30 protein-coding genes are annotated in these 26,569 nt (G+C 68.1%); 15 read left to right on the forward strand and 15 right to left on the reverse strand.

Features of this window, described 5'->3' with window-relative positions; genetic code table 11:
- Positions 1-5: 5 nt before the first annotated feature.
- The 7 genes from APZ21_RS26075 to APZ21_RS26095 all read right to left on the reverse strand — a co-directional run bounded on the left by APZ21_RS26075 (position 6) and on the right by APZ21_RS26095 (position 5,610).
- Positions 6-896, reverse strand: coding sequence for a TPR repeat domain-containing protein (locus APZ21_RS26075; protein WP_156371338.1), 891 nt, complete (start codon positions 894-896; stop codon positions 6-8).
- Positions 893-1,033 carry a hypothetical protein gene (locus APZ21_RS34425; RefSeq protein WP_156371339.1) on the reverse strand — a complete coding sequence of 47 codons (141 nt, stop codon included), beginning with the start codon at positions 1,031-1,033 and terminating at the stop codon, positions 893-895. Before APZ21_RS34425 ends, APZ21_RS26075 begins: the two co-directional genes overlap by 4 nt.
- 4 nt (positions 1,034-1,037) lie before the next feature.
- Positions 1,038-1,202, reverse strand: coding sequence for a hypothetical protein (locus APZ21_RS34430; RefSeq protein ID WP_156516447.1), 165 nt, complete (start codon positions 1,200-1,202; stop codon positions 1,038-1,040).
- A 143-nt stretch (positions 1,203-1,345) separates the two neighbouring features.
- Positions 1,346-1,978, reverse strand: coding sequence for a class I SAM-dependent methyltransferase (locus APZ21_RS26080; protein WP_054815921.1), 633 nt, complete (start codon positions 1,976-1,978; stop codon positions 1,346-1,348).
- Positions 1,979-1,981: 3 nt separating this feature from the next.
- A complete protein-coding gene (locus tag APZ21_RS26085) occupies positions 1,982-3,235 on the reverse strand; it encodes a saccharopine dehydrogenase family protein (RefSeq protein ID WP_054815922.1) in 1,254 nt (417 codons plus the stop codon).
- 38 nt (positions 3,236-3,273) lie between these two features.
- Positions 3,274-4,740, reverse strand: a complete 1,467-nt coding sequence (locus APZ21_RS26090) for an ABC1 kinase family protein (RefSeq protein ID WP_054816010.1) — start codon at positions 4,738-4,740, stop codon at positions 3,274-3,276.
- A 201-nt stretch (positions 4,741-4,941) separates the two neighbouring features.
- On the reverse strand, positions 4,942-5,610 hold the full coding sequence (locus APZ21_RS26095) for a TetR/AcrR family transcriptional regulator (RefSeq protein WP_054815923.1): 669 nt from the start codon (positions 5,608-5,610) through the stop codon (positions 4,942-4,944).
- 209 nt (positions 5,611-5,819) lie between these two features.
- Between APZ21_RS26095 and APZ21_RS26100 the strand changes: the two genes are divergently transcribed.
- From APZ21_RS26100 to APZ21_RS26120, 5 genes are all read left to right on the forward strand, one after another.
- The gene (locus APZ21_RS26100) at positions 5,820-7,130 is read left to right on the forward strand and encodes a DUF445 domain-containing protein (protein ID WP_054815924.1); all 1,311 of its coding nucleotides are present in this window, start codon (positions 5,820-5,822) and stop codon (positions 7,128-7,130) included.
- 274 nt (positions 7,131-7,404) lie between these two features.
- On the forward strand, positions 7,405-7,953 hold the full coding sequence (locus APZ21_RS26105; protein WP_054815925.1) for a helix-turn-helix domain-containing protein: 549 nt from the start codon (positions 7,405-7,407) through the stop codon (positions 7,951-7,953).
- Positions 7,950-8,606, forward strand: coding sequence for a hypothetical protein (locus APZ21_RS26110; RefSeq protein WP_054815926.1), 657 nt, complete (start codon positions 7,950-7,952; stop codon positions 8,604-8,606). Before APZ21_RS26105 ends, APZ21_RS26110 begins: the two co-directional genes overlap by 4 nt.
- 57 nt (positions 8,607-8,663) lie before the next feature.
- Positions 8,664-8,969, forward strand: coding sequence for a DUF2516 family protein (locus APZ21_RS26115; protein ID WP_063125203.1), 306 nt, complete (start codon positions 8,664-8,666; stop codon positions 8,967-8,969).
- 116 nt (positions 8,970-9,085) lie between these two features.
- Positions 9,086-10,123, forward strand: a complete 1,038-nt coding sequence (locus tag APZ21_RS26120) for an alpha/beta fold hydrolase (protein WP_054815928.1) — start codon at positions 9,086-9,088, stop codon at positions 10,121-10,123.
- A gap of 14 nt (positions 10,124-10,137) precedes the next feature.
- Here APZ21_RS26120 and purU read toward each other — a convergent pair whose 3' ends face one another.
- Both purU and APZ21_RS26130 read right to left on the reverse strand, forming a co-directional pair.
- Positions 10,138-11,016 (reverse strand): formyltetrahydrofolate deformylase, encoded by an 879-nt coding sequence (purU, locus tag APZ21_RS26125; RefSeq protein WP_054815929.1) that lies wholly within the window; start codon positions 11,014-11,016, stop codon positions 10,138-10,140.
- Positions 11,017-11,072: 56 nt separating this feature from the next.
- Entirely contained in the window at positions 11,073-11,606 is a 534-nt protein-coding gene (locus tag APZ21_RS26130; RefSeq protein ID WP_054816011.1) for a GNAT family N-acetyltransferase, read from the reverse strand.
- Positions 11,607-11,730: 124 nt separating this feature from the next.
- Here APZ21_RS26130 and deoC point away from each other — a divergent pair, with 124 nt between their 5' ends.
- The gene (deoC, locus tag APZ21_RS26135; protein WP_054816012.1) at positions 11,731-12,402 is read left to right on the forward strand and encodes a deoxyribose-phosphate aldolase; all 672 of its coding nucleotides are present in this window, start codon (positions 11,731-11,733) and stop codon (positions 12,400-12,402) included.
- A gap of 6 nt (positions 12,403-12,408) precedes the next feature.
- Here deoC and APZ21_RS26140 read toward each other — a convergent pair whose 3' ends face one another.
- On the reverse strand, positions 12,409-13,131 hold the full coding sequence (locus APZ21_RS26140) for an LmeA family phospholipid-binding protein (RefSeq protein ID WP_054815930.1): 723 nt from the start codon (positions 13,129-13,131) through the stop codon (positions 12,409-12,411).
- Positions 13,132-13,227: 96 nt separating this feature from the next.
- On the opposite strand from APZ21_RS26140, the gene APZ21_RS26145 reads away from it, so the two are divergent.
- A complete protein-coding gene (locus tag APZ21_RS26145) occupies positions 13,228-13,836 on the forward strand; it encodes a type IV toxin-antitoxin system AbiEi family antitoxin (RefSeq protein WP_054815931.1) in 609 nt (202 codons plus the stop codon).
- Here the strand turns inward: APZ21_RS26145 and APZ21_RS26150 are convergent.
- The 3 genes from APZ21_RS26150 to APZ21_RS26160 all read right to left on the reverse strand — a co-directional run bounded on the left by APZ21_RS26150 (position 13,786) and on the right by APZ21_RS26160 (position 15,669).
- Positions 13,786-14,541 (reverse strand): class I SAM-dependent methyltransferase, encoded by a 756-nt coding sequence (locus APZ21_RS26150; RefSeq protein WP_239476813.1) that lies wholly within the window; start codon positions 14,539-14,541, stop codon positions 13,786-13,788. The two genes, APZ21_RS26145 and APZ21_RS26150, sit on opposite strands and share 51 nt — an antisense overlap.
- Before the next feature lie 71 nt (positions 14,542-14,612).
- Positions 14,613-15,131, reverse strand: a complete 519-nt coding sequence (locus tag APZ21_RS26155; protein WP_054815933.1) for a DUF2505 domain-containing protein — start codon at positions 15,129-15,131, stop codon at positions 14,613-14,615.
- Positions 15,132-15,177: 46 nt separating this feature from the next.
- Complete coding sequence (locus APZ21_RS26160; RefSeq protein ID WP_054815934.1) at positions 15,178-15,669, reverse strand: DUF2505 domain-containing protein; 492 nt, start codon at positions 15,667-15,669, stop codon at positions 15,178-15,180.
- Between the two features lie 54 nt (positions 15,670-15,723).
- Between APZ21_RS26160 and APZ21_RS26165 the strand changes: the two genes are divergently transcribed.
- Complete coding sequence (locus APZ21_RS26165) at positions 15,724-16,800, forward strand: UDP-N-acetylmuramate dehydrogenase (protein WP_054816013.1); 1,077 nt, start codon at positions 15,724-15,726, stop codon at positions 16,798-16,800.
- 77 nt (positions 16,801-16,877) lie between these two features.
- The gene (locus tag APZ21_RS26170) at positions 16,878-18,122 is read left to right on the forward strand and encodes a L,D-transpeptidase (RefSeq protein ID WP_054815935.1); all 1,245 of its coding nucleotides are present in this window, start codon (positions 16,878-16,880) and stop codon (positions 18,120-18,122) included.
- Between the two features lie 13 nt (positions 18,123-18,135).
- Here APZ21_RS26170 and mscL read toward each other — a convergent pair whose 3' ends face one another.
- The gene (mscL, locus tag APZ21_RS26175; RefSeq protein ID WP_082393460.1) at positions 18,136-18,681 is read right to left on the reverse strand and encodes a large conductance mechanosensitive channel protein MscL; all 546 of its coding nucleotides are present in this window, start codon (positions 18,679-18,681) and stop codon (positions 18,136-18,138) included.
- Positions 18,682-18,729: 48 nt separating this feature from the next.
- Entirely contained in the window at positions 18,730-19,464 is a 735-nt protein-coding gene (locus APZ21_RS26180) for an SDR family NAD(P)-dependent oxidoreductase (protein WP_054815936.1), read from the reverse strand.
- Positions 19,465-19,551: 87 nt separating this feature from the next.
- On the opposite strand from APZ21_RS26180, the gene APZ21_RS26185 reads away from it, so the two are divergent.
- The 6 genes from APZ21_RS26185 (at position 19,552) to APZ21_RS26210 (ending at position 26,528) form a co-directional block, all read left to right on the forward strand.
- Entirely contained in the window at positions 19,552-20,370 is an 819-nt protein-coding gene (locus tag APZ21_RS26185; RefSeq protein ID WP_054815937.1) for an alpha/beta fold hydrolase, read from the forward strand.
- A 114-nt stretch (positions 20,371-20,484) separates the two neighbouring features.
- Entirely contained in the window at positions 20,485-21,867 is a 1,383-nt protein-coding gene (gene mshA / locus APZ21_RS26190; protein WP_371852381.1) for a D-inositol-3-phosphate glycosyltransferase, read from the forward strand.
- Complete coding sequence (locus APZ21_RS26195) at positions 21,864-22,367, forward strand: type III secretion system chaperone family protein (RefSeq protein ID WP_054815939.1); 504 nt, start codon at positions 21,864-21,866, stop codon at positions 22,365-22,367. The genes mshA and APZ21_RS26195 overlap by 4 nt, the downstream gene beginning before the upstream one ends.
- Positions 22,368-22,587: 220 nt before the next feature.
- Positions 22,588-23,481 carry an ROK family protein gene (locus APZ21_RS26200; protein ID WP_054815940.1) on the forward strand — a complete coding sequence of 298 codons (894 nt, stop codon included), beginning with the start codon at positions 22,588-22,590 and terminating at the stop codon, positions 23,479-23,481.
- 45 nt (positions 23,482-23,526) lie between these two features.
- Positions 23,527-24,267 carry a phosphoglyceromutase gene (locus APZ21_RS26205; protein ID WP_054815941.1) on the forward strand — a complete coding sequence of 247 codons (741 nt, stop codon included), beginning with the start codon at positions 23,527-23,529 and terminating at the stop codon, positions 24,265-24,267.
- Between the two features lie 209 nt (positions 24,268-24,476).
- Positions 24,477-26,528, forward strand: a complete 2,052-nt coding sequence (locus APZ21_RS26210; RefSeq protein WP_054815942.1) for a CocE/NonD family hydrolase — start codon at positions 24,477-24,479, stop codon at positions 26,526-26,528.
- Positions 26,529-26,569 lie beyond the last annotated feature (41 nt).

Below are 26,569 nucleotides of genomic sequence, written 5' to 3' on the forward strand. Positions count from 1 at the left end.
CAAAGTTACCTCGACACATCCTGCCTCATCCAAGGTTGACACAGAGGGTTGCCGGACTTCGCCGCAAGCAGCGAATCATAGTCGCGGAGTTTTCCATCGCTGTCGAACATGTAGTCGTAGGTCGGTCCGTGGGTCAAGGTGCCGTTGGCCTCGAGCACCCGCGCGAACTGGTAGTTCTGCCGCCCGAACTCGATCTCCTTGGCGGGGTGGAAGTTCGCATCGGGGCTCATCTGTTCGGTCATCCACACCAGGCCGTCCTTGCCCGCGGTGTTGTAGAACGAGTGCAGGTAGGCGAACTGGGCCTCGGTGAGCCGCACATCCTTGCCGGAGTTGATGTCGGCAATATCCTCGGCGGTGAGTCCGGCTTCCCTGAGCCGGTCGGCGATGAGCCGCATCTGTTCCGGGGTGGCCTTGCCGTCGGCGATCAGCAGACCGTCTTGTACGCCTTCGTTACCCGAGTCGGCGGTAGCGAGCTGCTCGCTGGTCATCGGGACGGACAGGCCCGAAACGATTCCGGGAAAGACGGCTTTCATGCCTGGCGGGGCGGTGACCGTGCCGTCGTCGGCGACGTCGAAGCCCTGACGCAGATACTCGTCGGCGGCATTCACCGCGGCGGTGCAGTACCCGTCCATGGCCGAGCCGAACTTGCGATACGCCTCGGCGATATCATCGAGTTCGCCGATCAGGGTGTTCCCGGCCAAACGCTCGCCGAGGGCGCGCTGGTTAGCGGCCCGCGAAGCCGCTCCCTTCCAATGGTCCTGACTGGCATCGACTTTCACATACATGGCGTTCATGTGGTTGTTGAACTCGGTTACCAGCGCATCGATCGCCATTGCTATCGCGCTGGTGGTCGCCCCGGGATGGAAGCCACGCATGGCCGAAAGGCCCACCGTCATGAGTACACCCCTTCCCCGAGGCCGGCGAGCAGCTCCGCGAAGGCGTCGTCGGCTGCCTCGTAGTTCATACAGCAGCGGATCGCGGCGCCGCCCATCGCGTCGATTCGCGAGGCCACCGATGCCAACGCGGTCCGCACTTGATCACCGGCCGCCGCCGAAACCGCAGCCGTCGCCGTCCCATTTCAGGTCATCGATTCCCAGGTGGAATGGCGCGTGCGCGTCCAATGCCTTCACGGCGGCCCCGATACGGCACAACTCCGTTCCGAGACCGACCAGCAATTCCTTGTCGACATCCATATCTGTCATCGTCCTCGGGCTCTCGCGATATGGCGCCACTGTCATATGGTTGGACGCGTGCGGATGGCACACGGTTCCCACCGACTCCCGAATCGCCTTGCGCCGGCTGCTTTCGCTCCGACGGCGCCTTCGTTCCGACGATGAACCGAAGCTCAGGCGGGGCGGGTCGCGCTGACGTACTGGAGCACCCGGTGCACTCGCTGTTCGATGTCGACCAGTCCGAGGGCGGCGAAAAGTTCCGGGAAGGTGTCGTCGTCGAAGACCCGCAGGCCACTCCAGCCGCCCACGATGCGGCTGGCGTGACCGAAGGGCGAATCGGTGCCGTGACTTGTCGTGATCGCGATGCGTCCGCCCGGTGCGAGCACCCGCACCATCTCCCTGGTAGCGGTGAGCGGGTCCGGGATGAGGTAGAGCGCGCCGAAACAGCAGACGGCGTCGAAAGTTCCGTCGGCGAACGGCAGCTGCCGGGCGTCACCGCGCAGATAGCCGACCCGCGGGCCCGCGTTGTCGGCCACGGCGCGGGCCAGCATGGGTTCGGAGTAGTCGATGCCGACGACATATCCGTGCCCGGACAGCTGATCGCTCAGGTAACGGGTGAAATTGCCCGGCCCGCAGGCGATGTCGAGTACCTTCTGTGATCCGTTCAGCCGCAGCGCGCGCACCGCGTCGCGCCGGTCGCTGGACATGGTGCGACCGCTGGCCAGATAGAACAGCGTTGGTCGCCAAGCCTTTTCGTAGACCGCGGCCAGCGCCGGGGTGTTCATGGTGCGTCGCGCCAGATTCATCGACTAACCCTGCACGCGCTCGACGTCGATCGTCATCCCGGCGGTCCGCAGTCGGTCGGTGAGCGCGTCGCCCATCGCGGCGGCGGGGGTGAGCACGCCCGCCAGTTCCGGCAGATCGTCGAAGGCCAGCGCCAAGCCGCTCTCGCCGAGCATTATCGCGGTGGCCTGATAGCCCGGATCGCCCTGACCGGCGAAGGTCGCCACATAGCGCACGCCGGAGGTGGTGAGGGTGTAGGTCTTCATGGCGAACCACCCGCTCGCGCGGGTCTGCTCGCTCGGGCCGGTGCCCGGCTTCGGCAGCACCCGGTCGAGCAGTTTGCGTCCGGCCGAGGCCCGGGAGAGCACCGCGCCGACGGCCATCGTGGCCACCAGGCCGCCCGCGACGCCCGCGGCGACCAGCGGGGCCACCGCCGAGCGGCCCGCGCTCATGACCTCGCGGTAGCGGAAGTTCTTGCCGTACACCCAGCCGAGCAGGCCGTTGCTGCGCCGCACGATCTTGGTGTTGTGCGCGGCCATCACGAAGGTGCTCACCCAGCCGTCCAGTGACGGATCGATGCTGCTCGCCCGCTGCAACGCCTGATCGCTCTGGCGGCCGACATCCGGGTCCATGGACTTGTCCGGGCTCAGCGAATACGGATGCGAGAGCACCGAGGCCTTGGCGGAATCGGCGGCGATGGCCTCCATCATGGCCCGGCCGGAATCGATGGTGCCGCCGCTGACCCCGCCCTTGAAACTGGCGATCAGGGTGGTGTCGGTGAGTTCGCCGGTATTGTCCTCGACCGTGCGGCGGTAGAGCCGGTACACGCTCAGGTCGGACGGAACCGAGTCGAAGCCACAGGAATTCACGATCTTCGCGCCGGTGGTGACGGCCTGGTCGTGATAGCCGTCGATGGCGTCGCGGATGAACAGCGGCTCACCGGTGAGATCGGCGTAGTGCGTGCCCGCCTTGGCGCACGCGGCCACCAGCGGCATGCCGTAGCGCAGGTAGGGCCCGACGGTGGTCACGACGACCTTGGTACGCGCGGCCAATTCGTCTAGCGTGCCTTGATCGGTCGAATCCGCCACTACCAGTTCCCATTTCGCGGCGGGGGCGCCGAGTTCGGCGCGGACGGCGCGCAATTTGGCCTCTGAGCGCCCGGCGAGGGCGATACGCGCGTCCGGCGGCGCGGCCCGCAGCAGGTATTCCGCGGTGAGTTTGCCGACGAATCCGGTCGCGCCGAATAGGATCAGGTCGAATTCTCGCTTGTCTGCCATGATGTGCTGCTTCCGTTCGTGGTCGAATTACGCAGTCGGCGTTAGGATTCGGTACGGGCACGGCGTGTGCGGGCCGCGGGCCGCGGTTGCGGGGACGCCTTCTTCGCCGTCCCTGACCCGCGTCCGCGCGGCGGGCGGCGGGTCTCGGCGAGCCAACGGTGGTGCTGCTCGCCCAATTCGGTGACGGGCGCCTCCTCGTAGAGCCATTCGCGGGCGATGCGATGCCAATTGGCCGAGGCCCGCAGCTGGCCGAGCATGCCGAAGGTGAGGAAATCTGCGCGGCGGGAGAACAGGTGCTCCGGCGGCAGATTCTGCTGCTTCATACCGGCGAAGTCACTGGCCCGTGGGTCGACCGCGAGTAGGAACGCGCCGCTGGCGAGCTCGGGGGTGATGGTCAATTCCTCGTCGACCAGACACCATTCCGAGGCCGCGAGCACATATTCCAGGCATTCCTCCGCGCCGATCTCCTCGGGCGAATCGATCACCCCGCGCTGAACCATCAGATCGCGCAGATCCTCGGCCCGGTCCTCTGCGGCGGCGCGCAGGCAGATCAGCTCGAAGCGGACATGTTCGGGGTTCATGCGGTTGAACAGTCCGAAATCCAGGAAGCCGACCCGGCCGTCCTCGCCGAGCAGCACATTGCCCGGATGCGGGTCGCCGCAGAATTCGTTGAAGGTGAACAGCGAACCCACGTAGAACCGGTAGATGATCTCCCCGACCCGATCGCGTTCGGTCTGCGACAGGTCACGGATGTCCTCGAAGCCACGGCCGGGCAGGAATTCACTGACCAGGACCCGGGTGGTGCTCAGCTCGGGCAGCGAGCGCGGTACGGCGATGAACGGATGACCGGCGTAGAGGTCGGCGATCTGCAACTGGGTGGCGGCCTCGGCCTGATAGTCGAGTTCGCTCTCCATGTTCAGCCGCAATTCGTCGAGCACGGCGGGTGTGACCCACGGCATCGCCGAATGCAGCACCTTGCGGAACATGGTGAGGTTCTTCAGATCCGCGCGCACCGCGATATCGATTCCCGGATATTGCACCTTCACCGCGACCACGCGGCCGTCGCGCAATTTCGCCCGGTACACCTGCCCGATGGAGGCCGCCGCGATGGGCTCGGGCTCGAATTCGGCGAAGATCCGCTCCAGCGATTCGCCGAAATCCTCCTCGATCACCTGCCGCATGGATTCGAAGGACACCGTGGGCGCGGCATCGCGCAGCACGGCCAGCCGCTTCTGGAATCGCTCGCGGTGCGCCTCGGGTACCAGGTCCAGGTCGAGCACCGACATCATCTGGCCCAGCTTCATCGCGACGCCCTTCATGGTGCCCAGCACCATCACCACCTGTTCGGTGGTGCGGATCATCGACTCCTCGGCCATCTTGGCGCGCACGGCCTCGGACCTGCCCCGCATGGATAACCTCGTGCGTTGCGTCCGCAGTACCGAACTCGCCGCCACGGCACCCAGCTTGGTGCCACGAGCAAGCCGGGATGTCGGCACTTGCTTCGCCATCGAGGTACCTCCGTTGGTGCCGCGGTCGGAGCGACGCGGCATGCCCGACGACCGTCTCGCACCGCGTAGCGTCCCGCGCGAACGCCAGCGGCGCCGCGCGGGGCGGTGACATTCCCCACTGTGGCGCACCGCCCGCGTTCAGACTAGCCAACGGTCCGACAAAGTCCGAGTCGCATATCACAGTGCCACCCGGCCGACCGCTCAGCTCGGTGCGTCCGTATTGTGCGCGTCCGGCAGCACGTGCGTTTGCGAGTGGAAGAGTTCGCGGGAGCCGCCCGCGCGCATCATGCCCTCGATCGCGCTCCAGACCATCATGGTCAGATAGTCGATGACCTCCTCGCGCGACATGGACTTGTCGGTGGTCCACCAGTGCGTAGCCAATTGGATGCCGCCGACCAGCACATACGACCACAGCATGGCGCCATCGGTCTCCGCGCCGCGCTCGCGGCCGCGCGCGACGATGACGGTCGAGACCACCTCGGCGAACAGCTTCTCGAATTCGGCCAGCGAGGACTGATCCGAGCCGTTGCCCATGATGAAGCGGTAGACATCGGGATCCTCGTCGACCGTGCCGACGTAGGCGGCAAGCGCCGAGCGCACGAGTTGGTACTCGGCCGCGTCGAGGCTGATGGCCTCGTACACCCGCGGCATCAACGTCGTCTCGATGAACCGCTGCATGGTCGCCCGGACGAGATCGCTCTTATCGGAGAAATACCGGTAGAGCACGGTCTTGGAGACGCCGATCTCGGCGGCGATCTCATCCATGCCCGCATTCGAGCCGCGTGCGCGGACCGCAGCCAAGGTGCCGTCGACCAATTCCTCGCGACGGTCGATCTTGTGCTGGCGCCACCGGCGCTTGCGGCCATCCATCCCGCCGTTGCGAACCGCCGCCGGTCGCTCGGCGCGCTCACCGACGTCGACAAGGTCTTCGGTGGACAGCGTGGACTCCCTAGGTCGTATGTTCGGTACGGGGATCGGTCGTGCGTGAAGCTGGCTCAACTGTATCTCCGGCGGCGGCTCCGGTGCTGCGGGTTGGGCTCGAGGAGGTGCCGATCGGCCCCTGCCAGCAGAATGGGGGCATGGAGATAGCTTCCGGCAACACAGTGCTGCTCGACGAGCCGGCGGGGCCATCCGGCTTCTTCGTCGACGAGGCGGCCAAGCGGCGCGATCTGTTCCGGATGAAGGCGGTCGCCACGGGTCTGCTCGCCTTCGCCAGCGTGGTCTACCTGTTCTGCCGCTGGCTGGAGTCGCGTGGTGAGGGCGGCGACTGGGTCGGTTATGTGCGCGCGGCCTCGGAGGCGGGCATGGTCGGCGCGCTCGCGGACTGGTTCGCGGTGACCGCGCTGTTCCGGCATCCGCTCGGACTTCCCATCCCGCACACCGCGATCATCCGCAAGAAGAAGGATCAGCTCGGCGCGAGCCTCGGCAGTTTCGTCGGCACCAACTTCCTGTCCCCGGAGGTGGTGTCGGAGAAGGTCGCATCGGCGCGGATTTCCTTCCGGGTCGGTCGCTGGATGGCCGATCCCGGGCACGCGGCCCGGGTGGCCGAGGAGAGTTCCACGTTGCTGCGGGCGGTGGTCGGAGTGCTGCGCGACGAGGATGTCGAGCAGGTGATCGACAACACCATCGTCAAGCGCATCGCCGATCCGCTGTGGGGTCCGCCGATCGGGCGGGTGCTGACCGAGCTGCTGGCCGACAATCGTCAGCTGGCCCTGCTCGATCTGCTGGCCGAGCGGGCGCATCAGTGGGCGCTCGGCAGTCAGGAGACGATCGACCGGATCGTGCTGCGCGAAGCGCCGCAGTGGTCGCCGAAGTTCGTCAACATCATGCTGTCGGAGCGGATCTACCGCGAACTCGTCGAGTTCACCTGGAAGGTGCGGTCGAATTCCGAACACGAGGTGCGCCTGGCGGCCAATCGTTTCCTGGAGGAGTTCGCTCACGACCTGCAATTCGATGACGCCATGATCAAGAAGGCCGAGCGGATCAAGACACAGGTCATGGGCCGCGAGGAGATCACCGGTATGGCCTCGGCGACGTGGCGCGCGGCCAAGCGGCTGATCCTCGAGTCGGCCGACGATCCGAACAGTACGTTGCGGCGCAAAGTGGCCGAGAACGTGCAGCAGCTCGGTGAGCGGTTGCGCGACGACGGCGACATGCGCGCCAAGGTCGACGGCTGGATAGATCGCGGCGCGCGATACGTGGTGGGGAACTACGCCGCGGAGATCACCACGCTTGTCACCGATACGGTAGCCAAGTGGGATGCCGAGGAGGCGAGCAAGAAGATCGAGTTGCAGGTCGGGCGGGATCTGCAATTCATTCGCATCAACGGAACGGTGGTCGGATCGCTCGCCGGTCTGGTGATCTACTCGATCTCGCAGTTGCTGTTCTAATTGGCGGCGACTTCGTCGCCGCGGGATTCGCGGCCCCTTTTGTCTCGCGTCCGAGCGGTCGATACTTGCTCCTTCGTCGCATTGTCTCGACCGCTCGGACGCGAGACGGCCGCGAATCGTTGGGCTCGCTCCCGGATGGTTGGGTGTGGGGTGGGTGGCATGGCATGTGTGGCATGGCACATTGGGTTGTTGCGCTTCACAGCGCTAGCAGAACGCTTGCAAGAGTTAGCACGCTGACCTAGAATCGAACCGTACAACCGCCAGAAGGTGAGTGATGGCAGACCAGCCCGAGGTTTCCGCCGAGTACACCGAGAACTCGTCCGCACTGCCGGACGGTAACGGGGATCGAGGGGGGCGTGTCGCCACCGCGGCGCACGACATCGGTGGTTTCATCAGGTCGCAGCGAGAGGCAGCGCAGGTCTCGCTACGTCAGCTCGCCGCGCTGGCGGGGGTGAGCAATCCGTATCTCAGCCAGATCGAGCGCGGATTGCGCAATCCCTCCGCCGAAGTACTCGCGCAGATCGCCAAGGCGCTGCGGGTGTCCTCGGAGGTGTTGTACGTACGGGCCGGCTTCCTCGAACAGCGGCCGCACGGCCCGGTCAGGGACGCACTGCTTGCCGACACCTCGATCAGCGAGCGTCAGAAGCAGGTGCTCCTGGAGATCTACGAGTCGTTCCGCCGGGAGAACGGCGGCGGCGACCCGGGGACGCCGACCGACCGGTCCCCGAGCGGGCAGCAGGACCGAGCCCCGGGGGGGCAGTGGGACAGCGACGTTCCGCGCACGACAACCGACACTCCGCCACGCGAGGAGAACGAAGAATGACCGAGAAGACCGCCACTGTCACCAAGCCCTTGTTCGCCGCGGTCGGTGCGGGCGATGCCGTCTACACCGCCGCTGTCGATGTCGTCACCCAGGTGCGCGAGCGCGCGACCTCCGCCGACGTCTCCAGCCGGGTCGAGGGAGCGCGTGAGCGCTTCGCCAACGTGCCCGCCGATGTGCAGTCCCAGTTCGAGTCGCTGCGCGAGCGGCTGACGGGTCTGCCCTCCGAACTGCCCGAGGATCTGGCCGAACTGCGCGAGAAGTTCACCCCCGAGGAACTGCGGAGCCTGGCCGAGAAGTACTACCGCCAACTGCTCGACGCCTACGCCGACCTGGCCGCGCGCGGTGAGGAGACCTACGACCGGGTGCGCACCAGCCACTTGGTCGAGGAGCAGATCGGGCGCGTCGAGGGTCTGTACAAGGACGCGACCGGTCGCGCCGAGGAGGCCATCGGCCGCGTGAACGGCCTGCTCGGCCGCACCGCCAAGGAAGAGGCCGAGCCGGTCGCGGAGCCCGCGGTGGAGGCCGAGGTCGTCGCGGTGTCCACCGAGACCGCGCCGCCCGCCGAGGAAGAGCCGAAGGCTCCGGCTCCGGCCGCGAAGAAGGCGCCCGTCAAGAAGGCGCCCGCCAAGAAGGCCGCGCCGCGGCAGATCTGACTCCGGTAGCATTCACGGCCCCCGCATGCCCTCGGGCGCGGGGGCCGCGCTCGTATGATGGGTGGGGTGAACTTCGTGAATGGGTTGACCGGAATGATCATGCTCGTGCTGTGGCTGGCGGCGCTCGGCGCGACGATCTTCGCGCTGATTCACGCCATTCGCCAACGGCCCGACGCGTTCACCGCGGTCGACAAGCAGACCAAGCCGATCTGGCTCGCCATTCTCGGCGTCGCCCTGGTGCTGTTGCTGCTCTCGCCCGCTGGTCTGGGGATGCTCGCCTTCATCGCGATCATCGCCACCGGCGTCTACCTGGCCGATGTGCGGCCCAAGGTCGACGAGATCCAGCGCGGACCGCGCTGGTAACTGCCTTTTCGCCCACCGGACTTCTCGTGTGCGCGCTCGCCTTTTCGGCGTGCTCGCACTAGCTAGCGGCGCCCTTTCGGGTTACTGTGTCATTTAGTAACACAAAGGAGTGTCCGATGCGTGCACTGCCGCCCGCGTTGGCGGACCTGCCGGAAAAGATCCGGCGGCTGCTCGACCTACACCGCGCCGACCTGCGGTCTCGTATCTACGCGACCGCGGCGCTCAATCCACCCGCCGTGCCGCACGAGGTCGTCGCGGTCACCACGGTCGACGGCGCCCGACTGCGGGTGCACGCCTACGGACCCGCGCACGCGCCGGTCGTCGTGCTGGTGCACGGCTGGACCTGCGCCATCGAATATTGGAACGCCCAGATCAACGCTTTCGCCGGTGAGTACCGCGTCATCGCCTACGACCAGCGCGGACACGGCGAGAGCGACCGCGGCTCGGCCCCGCTGACCACCGACCTGCTGGCCGACGACCTCGTCGCCGTACTCGACGCGACCCTGCCCGCGGGCGAGCGCGCGGTCCTCGTCGGCCACAGCCTCGGCGGCATGACCGTGCAGGCGTGGGCGGGCCGCCATCCCGAACAGGTCGCCCGGCGCGCGCACGCGGTGCTGCTCACCAATACCGCCTCGGACGGGCTCATCGCCGCGACCACCGTCGTCCCGTTCTGCAACCGTCCGCCGCGGTTCGGACTGCGGCTCGTGCTGCCCTATCTCATCGGCCGCCACGGACTCGGCGCGCGCATCCTGTTCCCGCCGATTCGGTTGGTGAAATGGGCATTCGCCCGTCAGATCATGTCGCCGGCGGCATCACGCGACCTGGTCGACTTCAGCATGGCCGTGGTGCGCTCGTGTCCGGCGGCGGTGCGCGCCGCGTTCGGATCGCTGCTCGCGGACCTGGATCTGGGCGAGTCCGCGCGGAATCTGGTGGTGCCGACCACGATTCTGGCCGGTTCCGCCGACTTCATGACTCCGCCGGTGCATTCCCGGAAATTGGCCGACATGCTGGCCGAGACCGGGTCGCTGGTGCGTTACGAGGTGCTGGCCACCGGTCATCTCGGCAATGTCGAGATGTACGAGCGCTTCAACGAGGAACTCGCGCGCGTACTCGACGCGGTGTCCGCGACCGACGCGGTCGCGGCCGTCTGCTGATCCGCGCGGCCCGCTCAGGAGAACACGACGGTGCGCCGCCCGTGCACGAGGACGCGGCCCTCGAGATGCCAGCGCAGGCCGCGGGCCAGCACGACGCGCTCGATGTCACGGCCCTGGCGGACCATATCGGGCACGTCGTCGGCGTGGTCGATGCGGATGACGTCCTGTTCGATGATGGGGCCCGCGTCCAGTTCCGGGGTCACGTAGTGGCAGGTCGCGCCGATCAGCTTGACGCCGCGGGCGAACGCCTGGTGGTAGGGGCGCGCGCCGACGAACGACGGCAGGAAGCTGTGGTGGATATTGATGGCCCGCCCGGCCCAGTGCTCGCACAGTCGCGCGGGCAGCACCTGCATGAAGCGGGCCAGCACCACCGCGTCCGGGTCGTGCGCGTCGACCAGGGCGCGCACCTGCTCGAAGGCCGGGCCGCGTTCGGCCGGGTCCTTGGGGAACGGCACGTGATGGAATTTCACGCCGTGCGCCGCCGCCATTTCGCCCAGGTCGGGATGGTTGCCGATGACGGCTTCGATGGTGGCGGGCAGTTCCCCGCTCGCGGCCCGGCCGAGTAGGTCGTGCAGGCAGTGGCCGTCACGGCTGACCAGTAGCACCGCGCGTCGTCGCCGCGCCGAGTCGAGCACCTGCCATTCGGTATCCGAGCCGAGTTCGTCTGCCACCGCGGCGAAACGGTCGTGCAGTTCGGTCGGGCCGAACGGCACGGTCGCGGCCGCGATGGCCTGGCGGGTGAAGAACCAGCCGGTCTCGGCGTCGGAATGGTAGCCGGCCTCCACGATCGAGCCGCCGAATTCGGCGATGAACGAGCTGATCCTGGCGATGATGCCGGGTCGGTCCGGGCAGCCGAGGGTCAGCACGTAGCGGCGGTCACGGGGGTCACTCATCCGACCATTGTCCCAGGCGGGTTGCGGGGGATATGCCGGGGTCGGGGGCGGGCAGGCTAGCGGCGGTAGAAGGGTTCGGCGTAGTGGAATTCACCGGTGATCTGCGTCTCGTAGGCCGTGAGCGGTCGCACCTGGAAATGGGTGACCCATCCAGGATTGTCGGGGACGATGCCGAGCCGGGCCGCGGGCACGAAGCCGAAGCGCGGGTAGTAGTCGAGGCTGCCGAGCACGCCGACCAGCGGTTCGTCCAACGCGTCGGCGGCGCCGAGCGCGGCGTGCATGAGCGCCGAACCGAAGCCCTCGCCTTGGTGGTCGGCCATTACGCCGATCGGACCGAGCGCGAGCACCGGGAAGGGGCCGACGGTGGCGCGGGTAAGGCAGACGTGGCCGACCACGGTGTCGAATTCGATGGCGACCAGTGACAGGGTGGGTATCCAGCCCGCGTCGCCGCGCAGCCGCTCGACCAGGTCGACCTCGGCCGGATCGACCGCCGCGCCCGGCCGCCCGCCGGCGAGGCGCGGGGCGAACGCACTGCGGTGCACCTCGGCGACGGCGGGCGCGTCGTCGGCGCGTTCGCGGCGGATCAGCACGGTGTGGTCTCCTCCCGACGGCCGGACATCACGGTGTCCGGTCATCCACCGGCGTGTCCGAGTCTGGTCGAAGAGGCGGAGGCGCGCAATGGAATTCGCCGCGGGTATGCCAGACTCTCACCTCATGGCAGACTTCGCGCCACCGACCCGTTCCGACGTGGCCGCGCTCATCGACCACACCCTGCTCGCGCCCGAGGCGACCCGCGCCGATGTGGACGCGTTGGTGGCCGAGGCGCGCGATCTCGGTGTCTACGCGATCTGCGTCTCGCCGTCCATGCTGCCGGTGCGCGCGCCCGGCCTGGTGGTCGCCACGGTGGCGGGATTCCCCTCCGGTAAACATCATTCGTTGGTCAAGGGCGCCGAGGCCCGGCTGGCGGTGGATCAGGGCGCGGCCGAGGTCGATATGGTCATCGACGTCGGGGCGGCACTGGCGGGCGACTACACCGCGGTGCTCGCAGATATCGTCACCGTGCGCGAGGCGGTCGCCGATCGCGCGGTGCTGAAGGTGATCATCGAATCGGCGGCGCTGCCCGACGCCGCGATCGTCGAGGCGTGCCGCGCCGCCGAACGCGCGGGCGCGGATTTCGTCAAGACCTCCACCGGATTCCATCCCGCGGGCGGGGCGAGCGCGCACGCGGTGCGCTTGATGGCCGACACCGTTGGCGGTCGGCTCGGGGTGAAGGCCAGCGGCGGAATCCGTACCGCGGAGGCCGCCGCGCAGATGATCGCGGCGGGTGCGACCCGGCTCGGCCTGTCGAAGTCGCGCGCGGTACTGGCGGGCTTCCCGGACGCCTAGGCGACCTCAGCAGCTCAGTTGCTTGTCGGGTTCGGCCGCGGGCAGTTCGGTGTACCCGCCCGCCAATTTCACGTCGATACCCGAATCGGTCACCTTGATCTCGGTCGGCTTCAGACCCATCGGATAGCTCTGCAAACTCTGCGAGAAGATGTCGACGATGCCCTGCACCAGATCGGTCGGCAGGCCCATTCCCAGCAGTTGCGCGGACTTGGTTTCCACGGTGACCGCGCCATTGCGCACCATCGGCTGCACCTGCAACTGGGCCAGTCCGCCGAGCACGTCCAGGGTCAGCATGCCGCTGGAGGCGGTGGACTTCACCCCGGTGACCAGGCCGCCGAGCGTTTCCCGGATGCCGTCGTTGCTCCAGGTGACATCCGCCGACGAACTGCCGACCGTGCCGCCGCCGTCGTCGTTCATCATCAGGTCGTTGAACTCGGCGTGGACGACCATGCCCACCGCGGGCCCGAACTTGTCGCCTTCGCTTTGCACCGTGACCGAGGACAGTTTGCCGTCGATCCAGGTCACCAACAGCGGCTTGGCGCCGAAGCCGACGTCGATGGTCGATCCCATCTCCTGTTCGAACTGCTTGCTGATGCAGTCGGCCATCCGATTTCTCGCGTATGCCTCCCCGCCGATCAACGCTCCGGCGAGCAGGGTCGCGACCACGGCGAGCGCGATCACCAGTGTGCGTCGGCTTACCCGCGCGGTGACGGGGGGCTTCGTAGTCATGCGGCCGATTCTTCCGCATGATTCTGTGCCCGTTCTGTGGTGTCGGTGAGGGCCGCATTTGTGACATGCCGCACAGGGCACGGGTAGCCTGGGAACATGGCTGGCGACGCGGCGGGCCGCGCGTACGACACCGTTGACCACGGTTGGCGTGTGCTGCGGCGGCTGGCCGGGCGACACGCCGGATTCTTCACCACTCGCCAGGTACTGCGCACCGGATGCGAGACCCGCGTGCGCGCCGGGCTCGGCGAGGGCACGGTCACCAGGGCGGGCGTCGGATTGCTGCGCCTGGCCGAATGGCCCGCCGGACCGCTCGACGAATACGCCATGTGGGCCGCCTGGTTCGACGGCGCGGCCGCGGTCTCGCACCAGAGCGCCGCCGAACTGCACGGCATCGGACGCCTGCGCCCGCACTTCCTGCACATATCGGTCAGCAAGGGCCGACCGCCGGTCACCCCGCGACTCGTGGTCCTGCGCCGGTCGCTGGCGGGTATCGACGTGGAATCGGCCGGCCCCTTCCTGGTCACGACCCCCGTGCGGACCGTGCTCGACCTCGCCGAATCCGAGATCGGACAGAACGCGCTCGACGAGGTGGTCGCCGACGCGGTCGCCATCGACCGCTGCGCGGGCGAGGAGATCCGCAGCGCAGGCAGCCGGTCAGACGCGCGCGCCGCCGCCCGGATCGAACGCGCCCTCACCGCGCTCTGACAGCGGACCCGACGCGGGCGCGACGCACGACCACGGCACCGAAAGCACGCAATCGCGCATCCGCCTGCGGTACACACGCACCGGGAATCCCTCGCCCCGCAAGTGGTCGAGCGCCGACCGCCACCGCACCCGCGGCCCGAAGGCAGCCAACGGCGCGGCGCGCGCCCACGCGCGATCCGCGGCGACCAGCAGTTCGTGCACCGGTTCGCCCGTCACATTGCGGTGGATCAGCGCCTTCGGCAGGCGTTCGGCCACATCCGAGGGACGCTCCACGGTGAACGGGTCCCACGCAAGGGTCAGCGACCGCGGCCCCGACCGGTCGAGCAGCACCCACGCGCACCGGCGGCCCAACTCGTCGCACGTGCCGTCGACCATCAGGCCGCGTTCGGCCACGCCCGACAGCACCGTCGCCCAGGCATCCGGTACCGCCGCCTCCGGGTATTGGCGTAGGACATTGAAGGCGCGCACGAGCACCGGGCGCAGTCCCGCCAACTCGAAACCGCCGCGTGCGAAACCCACCCCGTCGCGATCCGCGACCACCCGTTCGGGATCGATCTCGAGGCCGACCACCCGCACATCGGGTCGCACCGACCGCAACCGCGACGCCAACTCGAACGTCGTCCACGGACTCGCCCCGTACCCGAGATCGACCACCAGCGGATCGGTCGCCTCCAGTAACCGTTCCCGCACCAGGTCTTCGTGCATCAGCCTGCGATCGCTGCGCCGTAACCGGTTCACACCGGTCGTGCCGCGCGTGATGACGCCGACCGGACGATTCAGGCGGTCGGATTTCGCTCTTCCAGCCACCGCACCGTCTCTTCTGCCTCGGCACGGAACAGGTCGACCAGATTCACCAACATCAACTGCTCGAGGCGAGGCCCGACCATTGGGATGTAGACCTTCGCCTCCGAGGAGAAACGCGTGGTGCAGCCGGTCTCGGTCGGGAACAGCCGGATCGAACCGCCGAGACTGCCCGGACCCGCCGGAATCGAGGCCGAGAACTTGCCGAGTGTCTCGGCCTCGTCGAATGGGCCCCAGCTCTCCTTGCGGGTGATCACCATGTCCTTGCGCATCACCGTCTGCGCGATCTCGGGCAGCATCTCCCGCGGCAGGATGTGGTGCAGCACGACCTCGATGCCCGCATCGCTCGCCTCGACGCTGACGACCTCGTTACCCGGGGTGTATTTGCCCATCTCGGCGATCCGGGCCTCCCAGTAACCGGGGGTCGACAACGCCTCGTACAGCTCCTTGGTGCTGTGGAGCGGATAGCGTGCGGAATAGTCGAGTCGGCGCATGGGGTGTCATTTTGCCGTGCCCGCGGGCACGGCAGCAGGTCGCCCCCTATGACTTGTTGTCGGTGAGCCAGGTATTGGTGAACTCTTCCTCGTTGCCGAGCAGTTCGGTGAGGCGTTCCCGAATGGCCGCCTCGATCTTGCCGCCGAAGAGTGGGACCTTGACTTCGATGGTTCCCGCGACCGTCGCGGTGGCCGAGGTGGCGTCGCCGGTGAGCTCGACCGTGCCGCGGATCTCGGCGGGGGCTCCTTCGACGCGGGCGACGAAGGTGGCGGTGGTGACGGTCCAGGACTCGGACCGGGGAATGATCAGATCACCGGGGCGGACCGCGGTGATGGCGGAGGGCAGCAGCTCGGCCGAGATGGCCTGCACCATGTCGATATGCACACGGTCGCCGTCGACGGCGACCTTCTCCAGTCGCGCACCGGGTCCGCCGACCTCGGCGATGCGGTCCTGCCAATATTGTTCGTCGGCGATCGCCGCGCGTACCGCCTCGACCGAATGGATGTAGCGGGCCGTGAACGCCAAGGGTGTTGCCATGATCGGACACGCTACCGTCTGATTGTGCGAACTTCTCGGGTGGTGTCGTCGGACATGGTGCGCGATCTGCTGGTCGAAACGGGGGCGGTGCTGCGCCCTGACGTGCCGCTCGCGGAGTTGACGACGCTGCGGGTCGGCGGGCCCGCGACGGTGGCCGAATGCGATTCGACCGCCGCGCTGGTCGCGACGGTGCGTGCCCTCGACGCGGCCGAGGTCCCCACGCTGATCCTCGCGGGCGGGTCCAATCTGCTGATCGGCGACGACGGGTTCGACGGCGTGGTGGTGCGGGTCGCCACCTCGCGGGTGCGGATCGACGCGGATGGTGTGCTCGCGGAGGCGGGCGCGGTGTGGGACACGGTGGTCGCGGAAACGGTCGCTGCGGGCTTCGGCGGGCTCGAATGTCTGTCGGGTATCCCGGGATCGGCGGGCGCGACCCCGGTGCAGAACGTCGGCGCCTACGGCGTCGAGGTGGCGGCGCTGCTGCGCCGGGTGCGGCTGCTCGATCGCGTCGAGGGGACCGTCCGCTGGGCCGAACCGGGTGAGCTCGGTTTCGGCTACCGCACGAGCGTGCTCAAACACCGCGACGACGCTCTCGTGCTCGAGGTGGAATTCGCCCTCGACCCGTCGGGGCGCAGTGCGCCGCTGCGCTACCGCGAACTCGCGGGCGGCCTTGGCGCGCGCGACGGTGACACCCGTCCCGCCGCGGATGTGCGCGCCGAAGTGCTGCGGCTGCGGGCGGGCAAGGGCATGGTGCTCGATCCCGCCGATCACGACACCTGGAGCGCGGGCTCGTTCTTCACCAATCCGGTGGTGTCGGCCGAGCGGGCCGAGGAGGTCCGCGCGGCCGTGCTCGCCCATGTGGGAGAGGTCACGATCCCGACATATCCCGACCCGAACGGGGTGAAGTTCTCGGCCGGCTGGCTCATCGAGCGCGCCGGATTCGCCAAGGGTTATCCCGGACCGCCCGCGCGGGCCACGCTGTCGACGAAACACACACTGGCACTGACGAATCGGGGTGAGGCCCGGGCGGAAGACCTCGTGTCGCTGGCCCGCACGGTGCGCGCGGGCGTGGCCGAGAGATTCGGCATCGTCCTGGAACCGGAGCCGGTGTTGGTCGGAATCACCCTCTGACCGCCGAGCCCGGCGAAAGGGACGACACGATCTCGCCTTATCCGCAAGGTCGTTCGCCGCGCGTAGATTCGTAAGATGTGAGCAACGGTGATGGGATTCGAAGACCGGCCCTGTTGACCGCCCTGGTTTTCGCGGTGGTCGCGCTGGTCGCCGGATGCACGATCGATCGCGGCGGCGCGGAATCGAAGCCGCGCGAAGCCGCGCCGGTCGCCGAGGTCGCGTTGACGCCGGGCGCGGGCGCGGTCGGCGTGAGTCCGGTGACTCCGGTCTCGGTGCGGGTGAGCAATGGGACCATCGACCAGGTCGCGCTGACCAACGCCGCGGGCAAACAGGTCGCGGGCGAGTTCGGCGCGGACCGCAGCACCTACCGGATCACCGAACCGCTCGGCTACAACGCCACGTACACCTGGTCGGGCACGGCGATCGGCACCGATCGCAAACCGGTACCCATCGAAGGCGGCTTCACCACGCTCGCGCCGAAGAGCACCGTCCCGGCGACGGTGAACATCGGCGACGGGCAGGAGGTCGGCATCGCTGCGCCGATCATCCTCCAGTTCAAGGCGTCGGTCGTGAACAAGGCCGCGGTGGAGAAGGCGCTCACCGTCACCACCGATCCGCCGACCGAGGGCGCGTGGGCCTGGTTCCCCGACGACAACGGCGGTTCTCGGCTGCATTGGCGACCCAAGGACTACTGGACACCGGGCACCACCGTGCACGTCGGCGCCAAGCTCTACGGTCTCGACCTCGGCGGCGGGAACTACGGCGACTCGGATCTGACCACCGATTTCCGTATCGGCCGCAGCCAGATCGTGAAGGCCGTCGCGACGAGTCACCGAATGCAGGTGGTCCGCGACGGGCAGACCGTCTTCGATTTCGCGGTCAGTTACGGCGAGGGCAACGAAGCGCGCAATGTGACCCGTTCCGGTGTGCACGTGGTGACCGAGAAGTACGAGGACTTCCTCATGTCGAATCCGCCCTTCTACACCAACGTTCGTGAGCGCTGGGCGGTACGCATCTCCAACAACGGCGAATTCATCCACGCCAATCCTGAATCGCTGTCGGCGCAGGGTTCGGCGAATGTCACCAACGGCTGTATCAACCTCTCGCCCTCCGACGCGCAGGCGTATTTCCCGACCGCGCTCTACGGCGATCCGGTCGAGGTCACCGGCACCTCGATCGCCCTGTCGGCGGCCGACGGCGACCTATACGACTGGACGATCGACTGGAACACCTGGCAGTCGATGTCGGCGGCCGAGAGCGGAGCCTCCGCCCCGGTCGTCTCGGCGACCCCGGTGCCGCCCCGCGCGCCGGGCGCGCGCTGATCGGCCGGTCGCCCTAGGACCGCGAACGCGCGGGCACATCGGCCCCGCGCCGCGCCGAGGTGTCCGCGATATCGGCGTCGTCGCCGCTCGCGCGTCCGGTGTCGGGGGCGGGCTCCGCGTCGCCTGTGACGAGATCGCCTCGGGCGCTTGCCCGGCTCACCTCCGAATCGCTCTGTCCCTCGACCTGTTTCGCCAGTAGATTGCGGATCTCGATGAGCAGTTCGGTCTCGGTCGGCTCGGCCGCCTTGGTGGTGCCGAAGCGGTTGGTGAGCGTGCGCATCGGCAGGATCAACACGAAATAGAGCACCGCGGCAATCATGCAGAAGTTCAGCAGCGCGGTGATGATCGGGCCGACCTCGACGAAGGTCGCGGATTTGCTCGGCACCAAATGGAACCCGAGCCCCAGTTCACCGCTGGTGCCGAGAACGGCAAGCAGCGGGTTGATGATGCCTTTGGTCACCGAGGTCACCACCGAGGTGAAGGCGGTGCCCATCACCACCGCCACCGCGAGGTCGATGACGTTGCCCCGCATGAGGAAATCTTTGAAACCTTTGAACACCGAGGAAACTCCCGTCTGGTCCGACCGCACCGTTCGTCCGGCCCACTATCAGGATCGCCGAGCGAAGCGGCCGGGGTCGGCCTGATCGCGAGGTTTGACGATGATCTGGTCGAGATTGACGTGCGCGGGCCTGCTCACCACGAACCCAACGACCTCGGCGACATCCTGCGCGAGCAGGGGATCGATGCCCTCGTAGACTTTCGCGGCCCGCTCGGCATCACCGTCGAAACGCACCAGCGAGAACTCGGTCTCCACCGCCCCTGGCGCGATCTCGGTGAGCCGCACCGGTTGTCCGAGCAGTTCGCCGCGCAGCGTGCGATGCAGTACGGCCTGCGCGTGTTTGGCGGAGGTGTAGCCGGAACCGTTGTCGTAGGCGTGGAAGGCGGCCACCGAGGTGATGGTGACGACGAGTCCGTCCCCGGAGGCGATCAGTTTCGGCAGCAGTTCCTTGGTGACCCGCAGGGTGCCGAGCACATTGGTCTCCCACATCCAGCGCCAGTCGTCGAGGTCGGCCTCGGCGACGGTGGCCAGTCCCTTGGCGCCGCCCGCGTTGTTGACCAGCACGTCGACCGATTCGATCGCGTCGGTGAAGGCGCGCACCGATTCGTCCGAGGTGACGTCGAGTTCGAGTGCGGTGCCGCCGATCTCGTCGGCGATCCGCTCGAGCCTGTCGAGTCTGCGCGCACCGAGGTAGACGTGATAACCCTGGCCGGCGAGTTGCCGGGCGGTAGCCTCACCGATGCCCGAACTGGCTCCCGTGACGACCGCTGTGCGTTTGCCCATGGCGGCGATCCTAGGGGGCGAGGTGGGCGAACGCTGTTGCCCCCGTCACCGCGGATCATGCCGGACCTGCGCTCTAATCTCGCTGACATGGCACTGCGGGAAGCTCTGAGCGCGGACGGGACCAGCATCGTCTATCGGGTCGAGGGGCGGGCGGACGGGCGTCCGCTGGTGCTCGTGCACGGCTGGTCGGCCGATCTGCGCTGTTGGGGCGAGGCCGCCGCGGAATTGGCGCGGAACTACCGGGTGATCGCGCTGGACCTGCGCGGACACGGCTATTCCGGTGCGCCCGAGTTCGGATACGACGATCCGGCGAACTGGGCCGCCGATATCGCCGCGGTGCTCGCCGCCGAGTGCGTCGCCGCCGACGCGGTATTGGTGGGCTGGTCCTACGGCGGCATCGTGATCTCGGACTATCTGACCGCGCGCGGTACCGGTGCGGTCGCGGGTGTGATCTTCACCGGGGCGATGGCCAATATCGGCCGGGACGTCCCGGGCGCGCGCACCGGCGAGGCGCTGAAGCGGGCCATGCCGGGTGTGTTCGAGACGAGCGCCGGTCGGGCGGTGCGGGCCTTCGCGTCGTTCGGCGATGTCGATACCGATCCGGGGGACAACGGCGTCGACGTCCAGCGGCTGTTCGGCGCGAGTCTGGCGACCCCGCCGCGAGTGCGAAGGGCGCTGTTCTACCGGACCGTCGACAACACCGCCGTACTGCGCGGACTCGACGTGCCGGTGCTGGTACTGCACGGCACCGCCGACCCCGTCGTACCGGTCGACAACGGCCGATACATCCTCGAATCGGTGCCCGACGGTCGCGGCTCGTTCTGGGAGGGTGCGCGGCACGACCTGTTCATCGAGGATCGCCACCGGTTCGTCACCGAGGTGTCCGAATTCGTGGACGGGCTGTAACCGCAGGTCGAACACGCATTCGAAGTGCGACGCCGATCGGCGCGGGCCCGGTCGTCGGCCGGGTGTGATGGCTGTCACTTGGTCGGTCGTGATTGTCGGGGCCGTGGATACACCGTGCACTATGGATATGTGAGTCAACGCCCGGATTTACGGCCCCATCGGATTGCCGTGCTATCGGTGCACACCTCACCACTGGCTCAACCGGGCACCGGCGACGCGGGCGGCATGAACGTGTACGTGCTGCAAACCGCCGTACAGCTGGCCCGGCGCGGCGTCGAAGTCGAGATATTCACCCGCGCGACATCCTCGAACCTGCCGCCCGTCCAGGAGGCGGCGCCCGGGGTGCTGGTGCGCAATGTGGTCGCGGGTCCATTCGAGGGCCTGGACAAACAGGATCTGCCGACCCAGCTGTGCTCCTTCGCCGCCGAGGTGCTGCGTCAGGAGGCGCGTCACCAACCCGGCCACTACGATCTCGTGCACTCGCACTACTGGCTGTCCGGCCAGGTCGGCTGGCTGGCCAGGGACCGCTGGCGGGTGCCGCTGGTGCACACCGCGCACACCCTGGCCGCGGTCAAGAACGCCGCGCTGGCCGAGGGCGATTCGCCGGAACCGGTCACCCGCGAGATCGGGGAGAAGCAGGTCATCGCCGAATCCGACCGGATGATCGCCAATACCGCCGAGGAGGCGCGCCAACTCGTCGAGTTGTACGGCGCGCAGCCCGAACGCATCGAGGTGGTGCCGCCGGGCGCCGACCTGTCGCGCTACCAGCCCGGCGACAAGGTCGTGGCGCGTTCCTTGTTCGGCCTGGACCCCGCCGAGCGCATCGTCGCCTTCGTCGGGCGCATCCAGCCGCTCAAGGCCCCTGACGTGCTGGTGCGCGCCGCCGCGGAACTGCTGCGCGACCCCGACGCCGACCGCGCGGGCCGACTGCGGGTGCTGATCGTTGGCGGCCCGTCCGGCACCGGACTCGAACGCCCCGACGCGCTCATCGAACTCGCCGCCGAACTCGGCATCGCCGAGCGCGTCACCTTCCTGCCGCCCCAGCCGCCGCAACGCCTGGTGCAGATCTACCGAGCCGCCGATCTCGTCGCGGTGCCGAGCTACAACGAATCCTTCGGTCTGGTCGCCATCGAGGCGCAGGCCAGCGGCACCCCCGTACTGGCCGCCGACGTGGGCGGACTCGGCACCGCGGTGCGTGACGGCGAATCCGGCCTGCTCGTCAGCGGTCACCGCATCGCGGACTGGGCCGCGGCGCTCGGGTCGCTGCTCGGTGACCGGGAACGGCTGCACCACATGGGCGTTCGCGCGGTGGAACACGCCGCGCACTTCTCCTGGGAGCACACCGCCGACGGTCTGCTTGCCTGCTACACCGACGCCATGACCGAATTCGCCGCGCGGGCCGCGGTGTTCGACGGACCGTATGGTGTGCCGCGTGGCCTGGGCGGCCAGGCCAGACCGCGGGCGCTGTGGCGGCGCCGGATGGGAGTGCCACGATGACATCGACCGCCGAGACCGCGCGGATCATCGACGAGACGCTGCGCGACCGCGAGATCGAGTACACCCGCCCGAGCGAGGACGTCTTCGTCGTCGTCCTGCCTGGTGAGCGCAAACTGAAGACCAACCTCATGCTCACCGTCGGCACGCACGGCGTGCGCACGGAATCGTTCGTCTGCCGCAAACCCGACGAGAACTTCGAGGGCGTCTACAAATTCCTGCTGCGCCGCAATCGCAGGCTCTACGGTGTGGCCTACACCCTCGACCGCGTCGGCGACATCTATCTGGTCGGCCGCATCGCCACCCACGCGGTCACACCCGACGAACTCGACCGCGTCTTCGGCCAGGTGCTGGAGGCAGTCGACGCCGACTTCAACACCCTGCTCGAACTGGGTTTCGCGGAATCCATTCGCAAGGAATGGAAGTGGCGGGTATCGCGCGGTGAATCCCTGAAGAACCTGCGCGCCTTCGAACATCTGGTGGACGCCGAGGACAAGCCCTGACCAGTCCGGTCACCCCCGCATCACCCGTAATCGGCTAGCGTTCTCCCCTGTCGATATCCCGGGGGAAGGCCGCGCACCGTTTTCTGTTCGCGGCCGTCTCGCGTCCGAGGGGCCGCGACAATGCGACGCGGTCGCGAGTCGCGGCCCCTCGGACGCGAGACACAAGGGGCCGCGAACCCGCCGCGCCGAAGGCGCGGCCATAGACACAGCAGGGGTGAGAATGACGGCGCTCGCGCTGGACATCGGGGCGACCAAGATGGCGGTCGGGCTGGTCGGCCCGGATGGTGTGACACACGAGGTCGGGCGTATCCAGGTGCCCGCGACGGGGGTGTGGGACGCGTGCGGCGGTCTGCTGCTCGCGGCCGCGAACGGGTCCGAGGTGCACGTGGTCGGCATCGGCGCGTGCGGTCCGGTGGACGCGCCCGCGGGCCTGATGCAGCCGATAAATATTCCCGAGTGGGCCGAGGGTTTCCCGATCGTGTCCGCGGTGCAGGAGTTGTTTCCCGGCGCTTCGGTGCGTTTCGCGATCGACGGCGTCTGTCTCGCGCTGGCCGAACGCCATTTCGGTGCGGCGCGCGAGACCCCGGACGCGCTGGCGATAACGGTGTCCTCGGGGATCGGCGGCGGCGTGATCGTGGGCGGGATGGTCGCGGTGGGGCATACCGGCAACGCGGGACATATCGGTCACGTGGTGGTGCCGGGGTCCACCGATCCGTGCGCCTGCGGCGGCGTCGGCTGTGTCGAGGCCATCGCCAGCGGACCGTCCTCGGTGCGCTGGGCGCGCGAGCGCGGCTGGACGGGGGACACCGGCAAGGAATTGGCGGAGGCGGCCCACGAGGGCGACCGGATCGCCAAGGCGGCATTGCGCCGTGCCGGAATCGCGCTCGGACAGGCGATCTCCTCGGCCGCGGCGCTGCTCGACGTGGATCTGGTGGTGGTCGGCGGCGGATTCGCCCAAGCGGGCGAGCCGCTGTGGCGGCCCATGCAGGAGGCGCTCGGAGCGCACGCGCGCATCGGCTTTCTGCGTGACCTGCGAGTGGTCCCTTCCGAACTGGGCGAGCACGCGACACTGGTCGGCGCGGGATTGCTCACCGCGCTGTCGGCTCCGGTCTGACGGCGCGGGCGGGCGGGCTCGCCGTGGCGTGCCAGAATGGCCCATATGACGTACACCCTCGTGCTGCTGCGCCACGGCGAGAGCGAATGGAACGCCCTCAATCTGTTCACCGGCTGGGTCGATGTGCATCTGACCGACAAGGGCATCGCCGAGGGCAAGCGGGCGGGCGAACTGCTCGCCGAACACGGCATCCTGCCCGATATCGTGTACACCTCGCTGTTGCGCCGCGCGATCAGCACCGCCAATATCGCGCTGGATGCCGCCGACCGGCACTGGATTCCAGTGGTCCGCGACTGGCGTCTCAACGAGCGCCACTACGGCGCGCTCCAGGGCAAGAACAAGGCCCAGATCCGCGACGAGTACGGCGACGAGCAGTTCATGTTGTGGCGGCGCAGTTACGACACCCCGCCGCCGCTCATCGATCCCGCCGATGAGTACAGCCAGGAGGGTGACGCGCGCTACGCCGATATCGAGGTGCCGCGCACGGAATGTCTGTTGGACGTGGTGAATCGGATGGTCCCGTACTGGGAGTCGACCATCTCCAAGGATCTGCGGGCGGGCAAGACGGTGCTGGTGGCCGCGCACGGTAATTCGCTGCGCGCGCTGGTCAAGCATCTGGATCGGATCTCCGACGACGATATCGCCGGACTCAACATCCCCACCGGCATTCCGCTGCGCTACGAGTTGGACGAGAATCTGCGTCCGGTCGGCCTGCGCGAATACCTCGATCCCGAGGCCGCCGCCGCGGGCGCCGCGGCGGTCGCCGGCCAGGGTGGTAATAAGTAGTCCTTCCGCGCCTTTCCGACGCGCCGCAGTCCCCATCGGACCGCGGCGCGTCGCCGTTTCGGTGCCGTGATCCGTTTGCGCCGGTGTCGCCACCCGGCAAGTATGTGAACGTCTATTCAGCCGACTCGCGGGTAACCTCCCGTTCCTACCAGGCAGTAGGTTGGATATGCTTCCGGGCGTTGGACAGTCCGAGAGGTGGATCACATCCGATGAAGTACGCGTTGCGGGCCACAGTGGCCGCGGTTGCCACCGCGCTGCTCGTCCCCTTCCTCAGCACCGGCGCCGCGGCCGCGCCCGAATCGACCGGTCCCGACGGCGGCGCGGCGGGCGCGGCCTGGACGGCGACCCAGGACGCCGATCAGCAGTACCCCAACGTCTACATCGAATGGGACGTCCCGATCACCATGAGTGACGGAACAGTGCTGAAGGGCAACGTCTATCGGCCCGCGGACGCCTACGGCCGTCCCGTCGACACCGCGACGCCGACCGTGGTTAACCTGACCCCGTACACCAAACTGGTCTCCAATCTCGCCGATCACGCGCAGTCCATTCCCGGACTGTCCGACGCGCTGATCGGCCTGCTGCGCGGGCTGGACCTCGGCGGCACACCGCTGTCCGGGGTCACCGACCTGACCAAGGCGTTCGGTGGTGGCGAACTGCGCAACTTCACCGTCGACCGGCAGTTGATCAAGAGCGGCTATACCCAGGTCGTGGTCGACGTGCGCGGCACCGGATTCTCCCAGGGCGAATGGGATATGTTGCGCGCCCGCGAGCAGCAGGACACCCTCGAGGTGATCGACTGGGCCGCGCACCAGCCGTGGTCCAACGGGCGCATCGGCATGAACGGCATCTCCTACTCGGGCATCAACCAGGTGCAGGCCGCGGCGCAACAGCCGCCCGCGCTGAAGGCGATCTTCCCCGTCGTCCCCGGCAGCGACCTGGTCAACGACGTACTCGCGCCCGGCGGCGGCTTCGGCTTCAACTTCATTCCGCTGTGGCTCACCGCGATCAACACCCTCAAGTGGGTGCCCGACGTGCAGTCCATCGTGACCGGCGACTTCGACTGGCAGTGGCTGGCCGACCGCAATGCCTCGCCGCTGACCTTCATGGACGTGTTCCTCAACGCCTACACCTCGACCCGATTCCAGGACGCCGACCCGCGCCTGCTCGAACTGCTCACCGCTTCCAGCGCCTCGCGCGAGCAATACCTCAGCGATCCGAGCGCGATCCGGGTGCCGACCTTCGTGGTCGGTGGTTGGCACGATCTGTTCACCTACTCCGAATCCAAGATCTACAACGAGATTCCGCTGCCCGGGGGCCAGAAGCAGTTGCTCATGGGCAACACCTACCACCTCAACTCCGGCAACGAGTACGGGAAGCCGGGCCTGCCGCCACGGCTGGACGTGCTGCAACGCGCCTGGTTCGACAAGTGGCTCAAGGGAATCGACAACGGGATCGACGGCTACGGCCCGGTGACCTTGCGTCAGCAGGGCGGCGGCTGGGTCACCGCGGGCGGCTTCGGACCCTCGGCGACCGGCGCGGAGACCGCCACGCACCGCCGCATGTACCTCTCGGCCGCCCCGAGCGGCACCGCGGCCAGTGTGTACGACGGATCACTCTCGGCCACGCCGGTTTCCGACGACGCCCGGCTGACCGTCGCCCCCGGACTGACGACACTGTGCTCCAACGACGCGGCGCAGGGCAGCGCGGGCGTGCTGTCCATCATCGACGGCTGCGCCAAGGACTCCCGCGTCGCCGAGACCAACGCGCTCACCTTCACCAGTGCGCCGGTGGCCGCCGAGACCGCCGTCTCCGGCCCGATCGCGGTGCGGCTCAACACCGTTCAGGACGCCGCCGACGGCTACTGGACGGTGACCGTCAACGATGTCGCCCCCGACGGACAGTCCACCGTGTTGTCCTCAGGACAACTGATGGCCTCGCTGCGCGAGGTCGACGAGGCCAACAGCAGCCGATCGGCAAATGGCGACTACACCGACCCGCGCCCGTTCACCTCGCTGGACACACGGCAGCCGACGGTGCCGGGGGAACCGACCACCCTCGACATCACCCTCACCGCCACCGAAGCCGTGCTCGCACCGGGCCACCGTCTGCGCGTCGACGTCTTCGCGGGCAACTTCCCCAAGGGCCTGCCGGTCCTGCCGATGCTGATCGACACCGGCCTGCGGCCCCAGCACCTCCAACTGGACCCGAACAACCCCAGCTTCGTGAACATCCCCGTGCGCGGCAACCCGGACTGGTGAGCCCGGCGGCGGGGGCGGGCGCGGGTATGGTCTCGGCGCGG

The sequence above is a fragment of the Nocardia arizonensis genome, assembly GCF_001310275.1.
In the GTDB taxonomy this organism is placed as follows: Bacteria; Actinomycetota; Actinomycetes; order Mycobacteriales; family Mycobacteriaceae; genus Nocardia; species Nocardia arizonensis.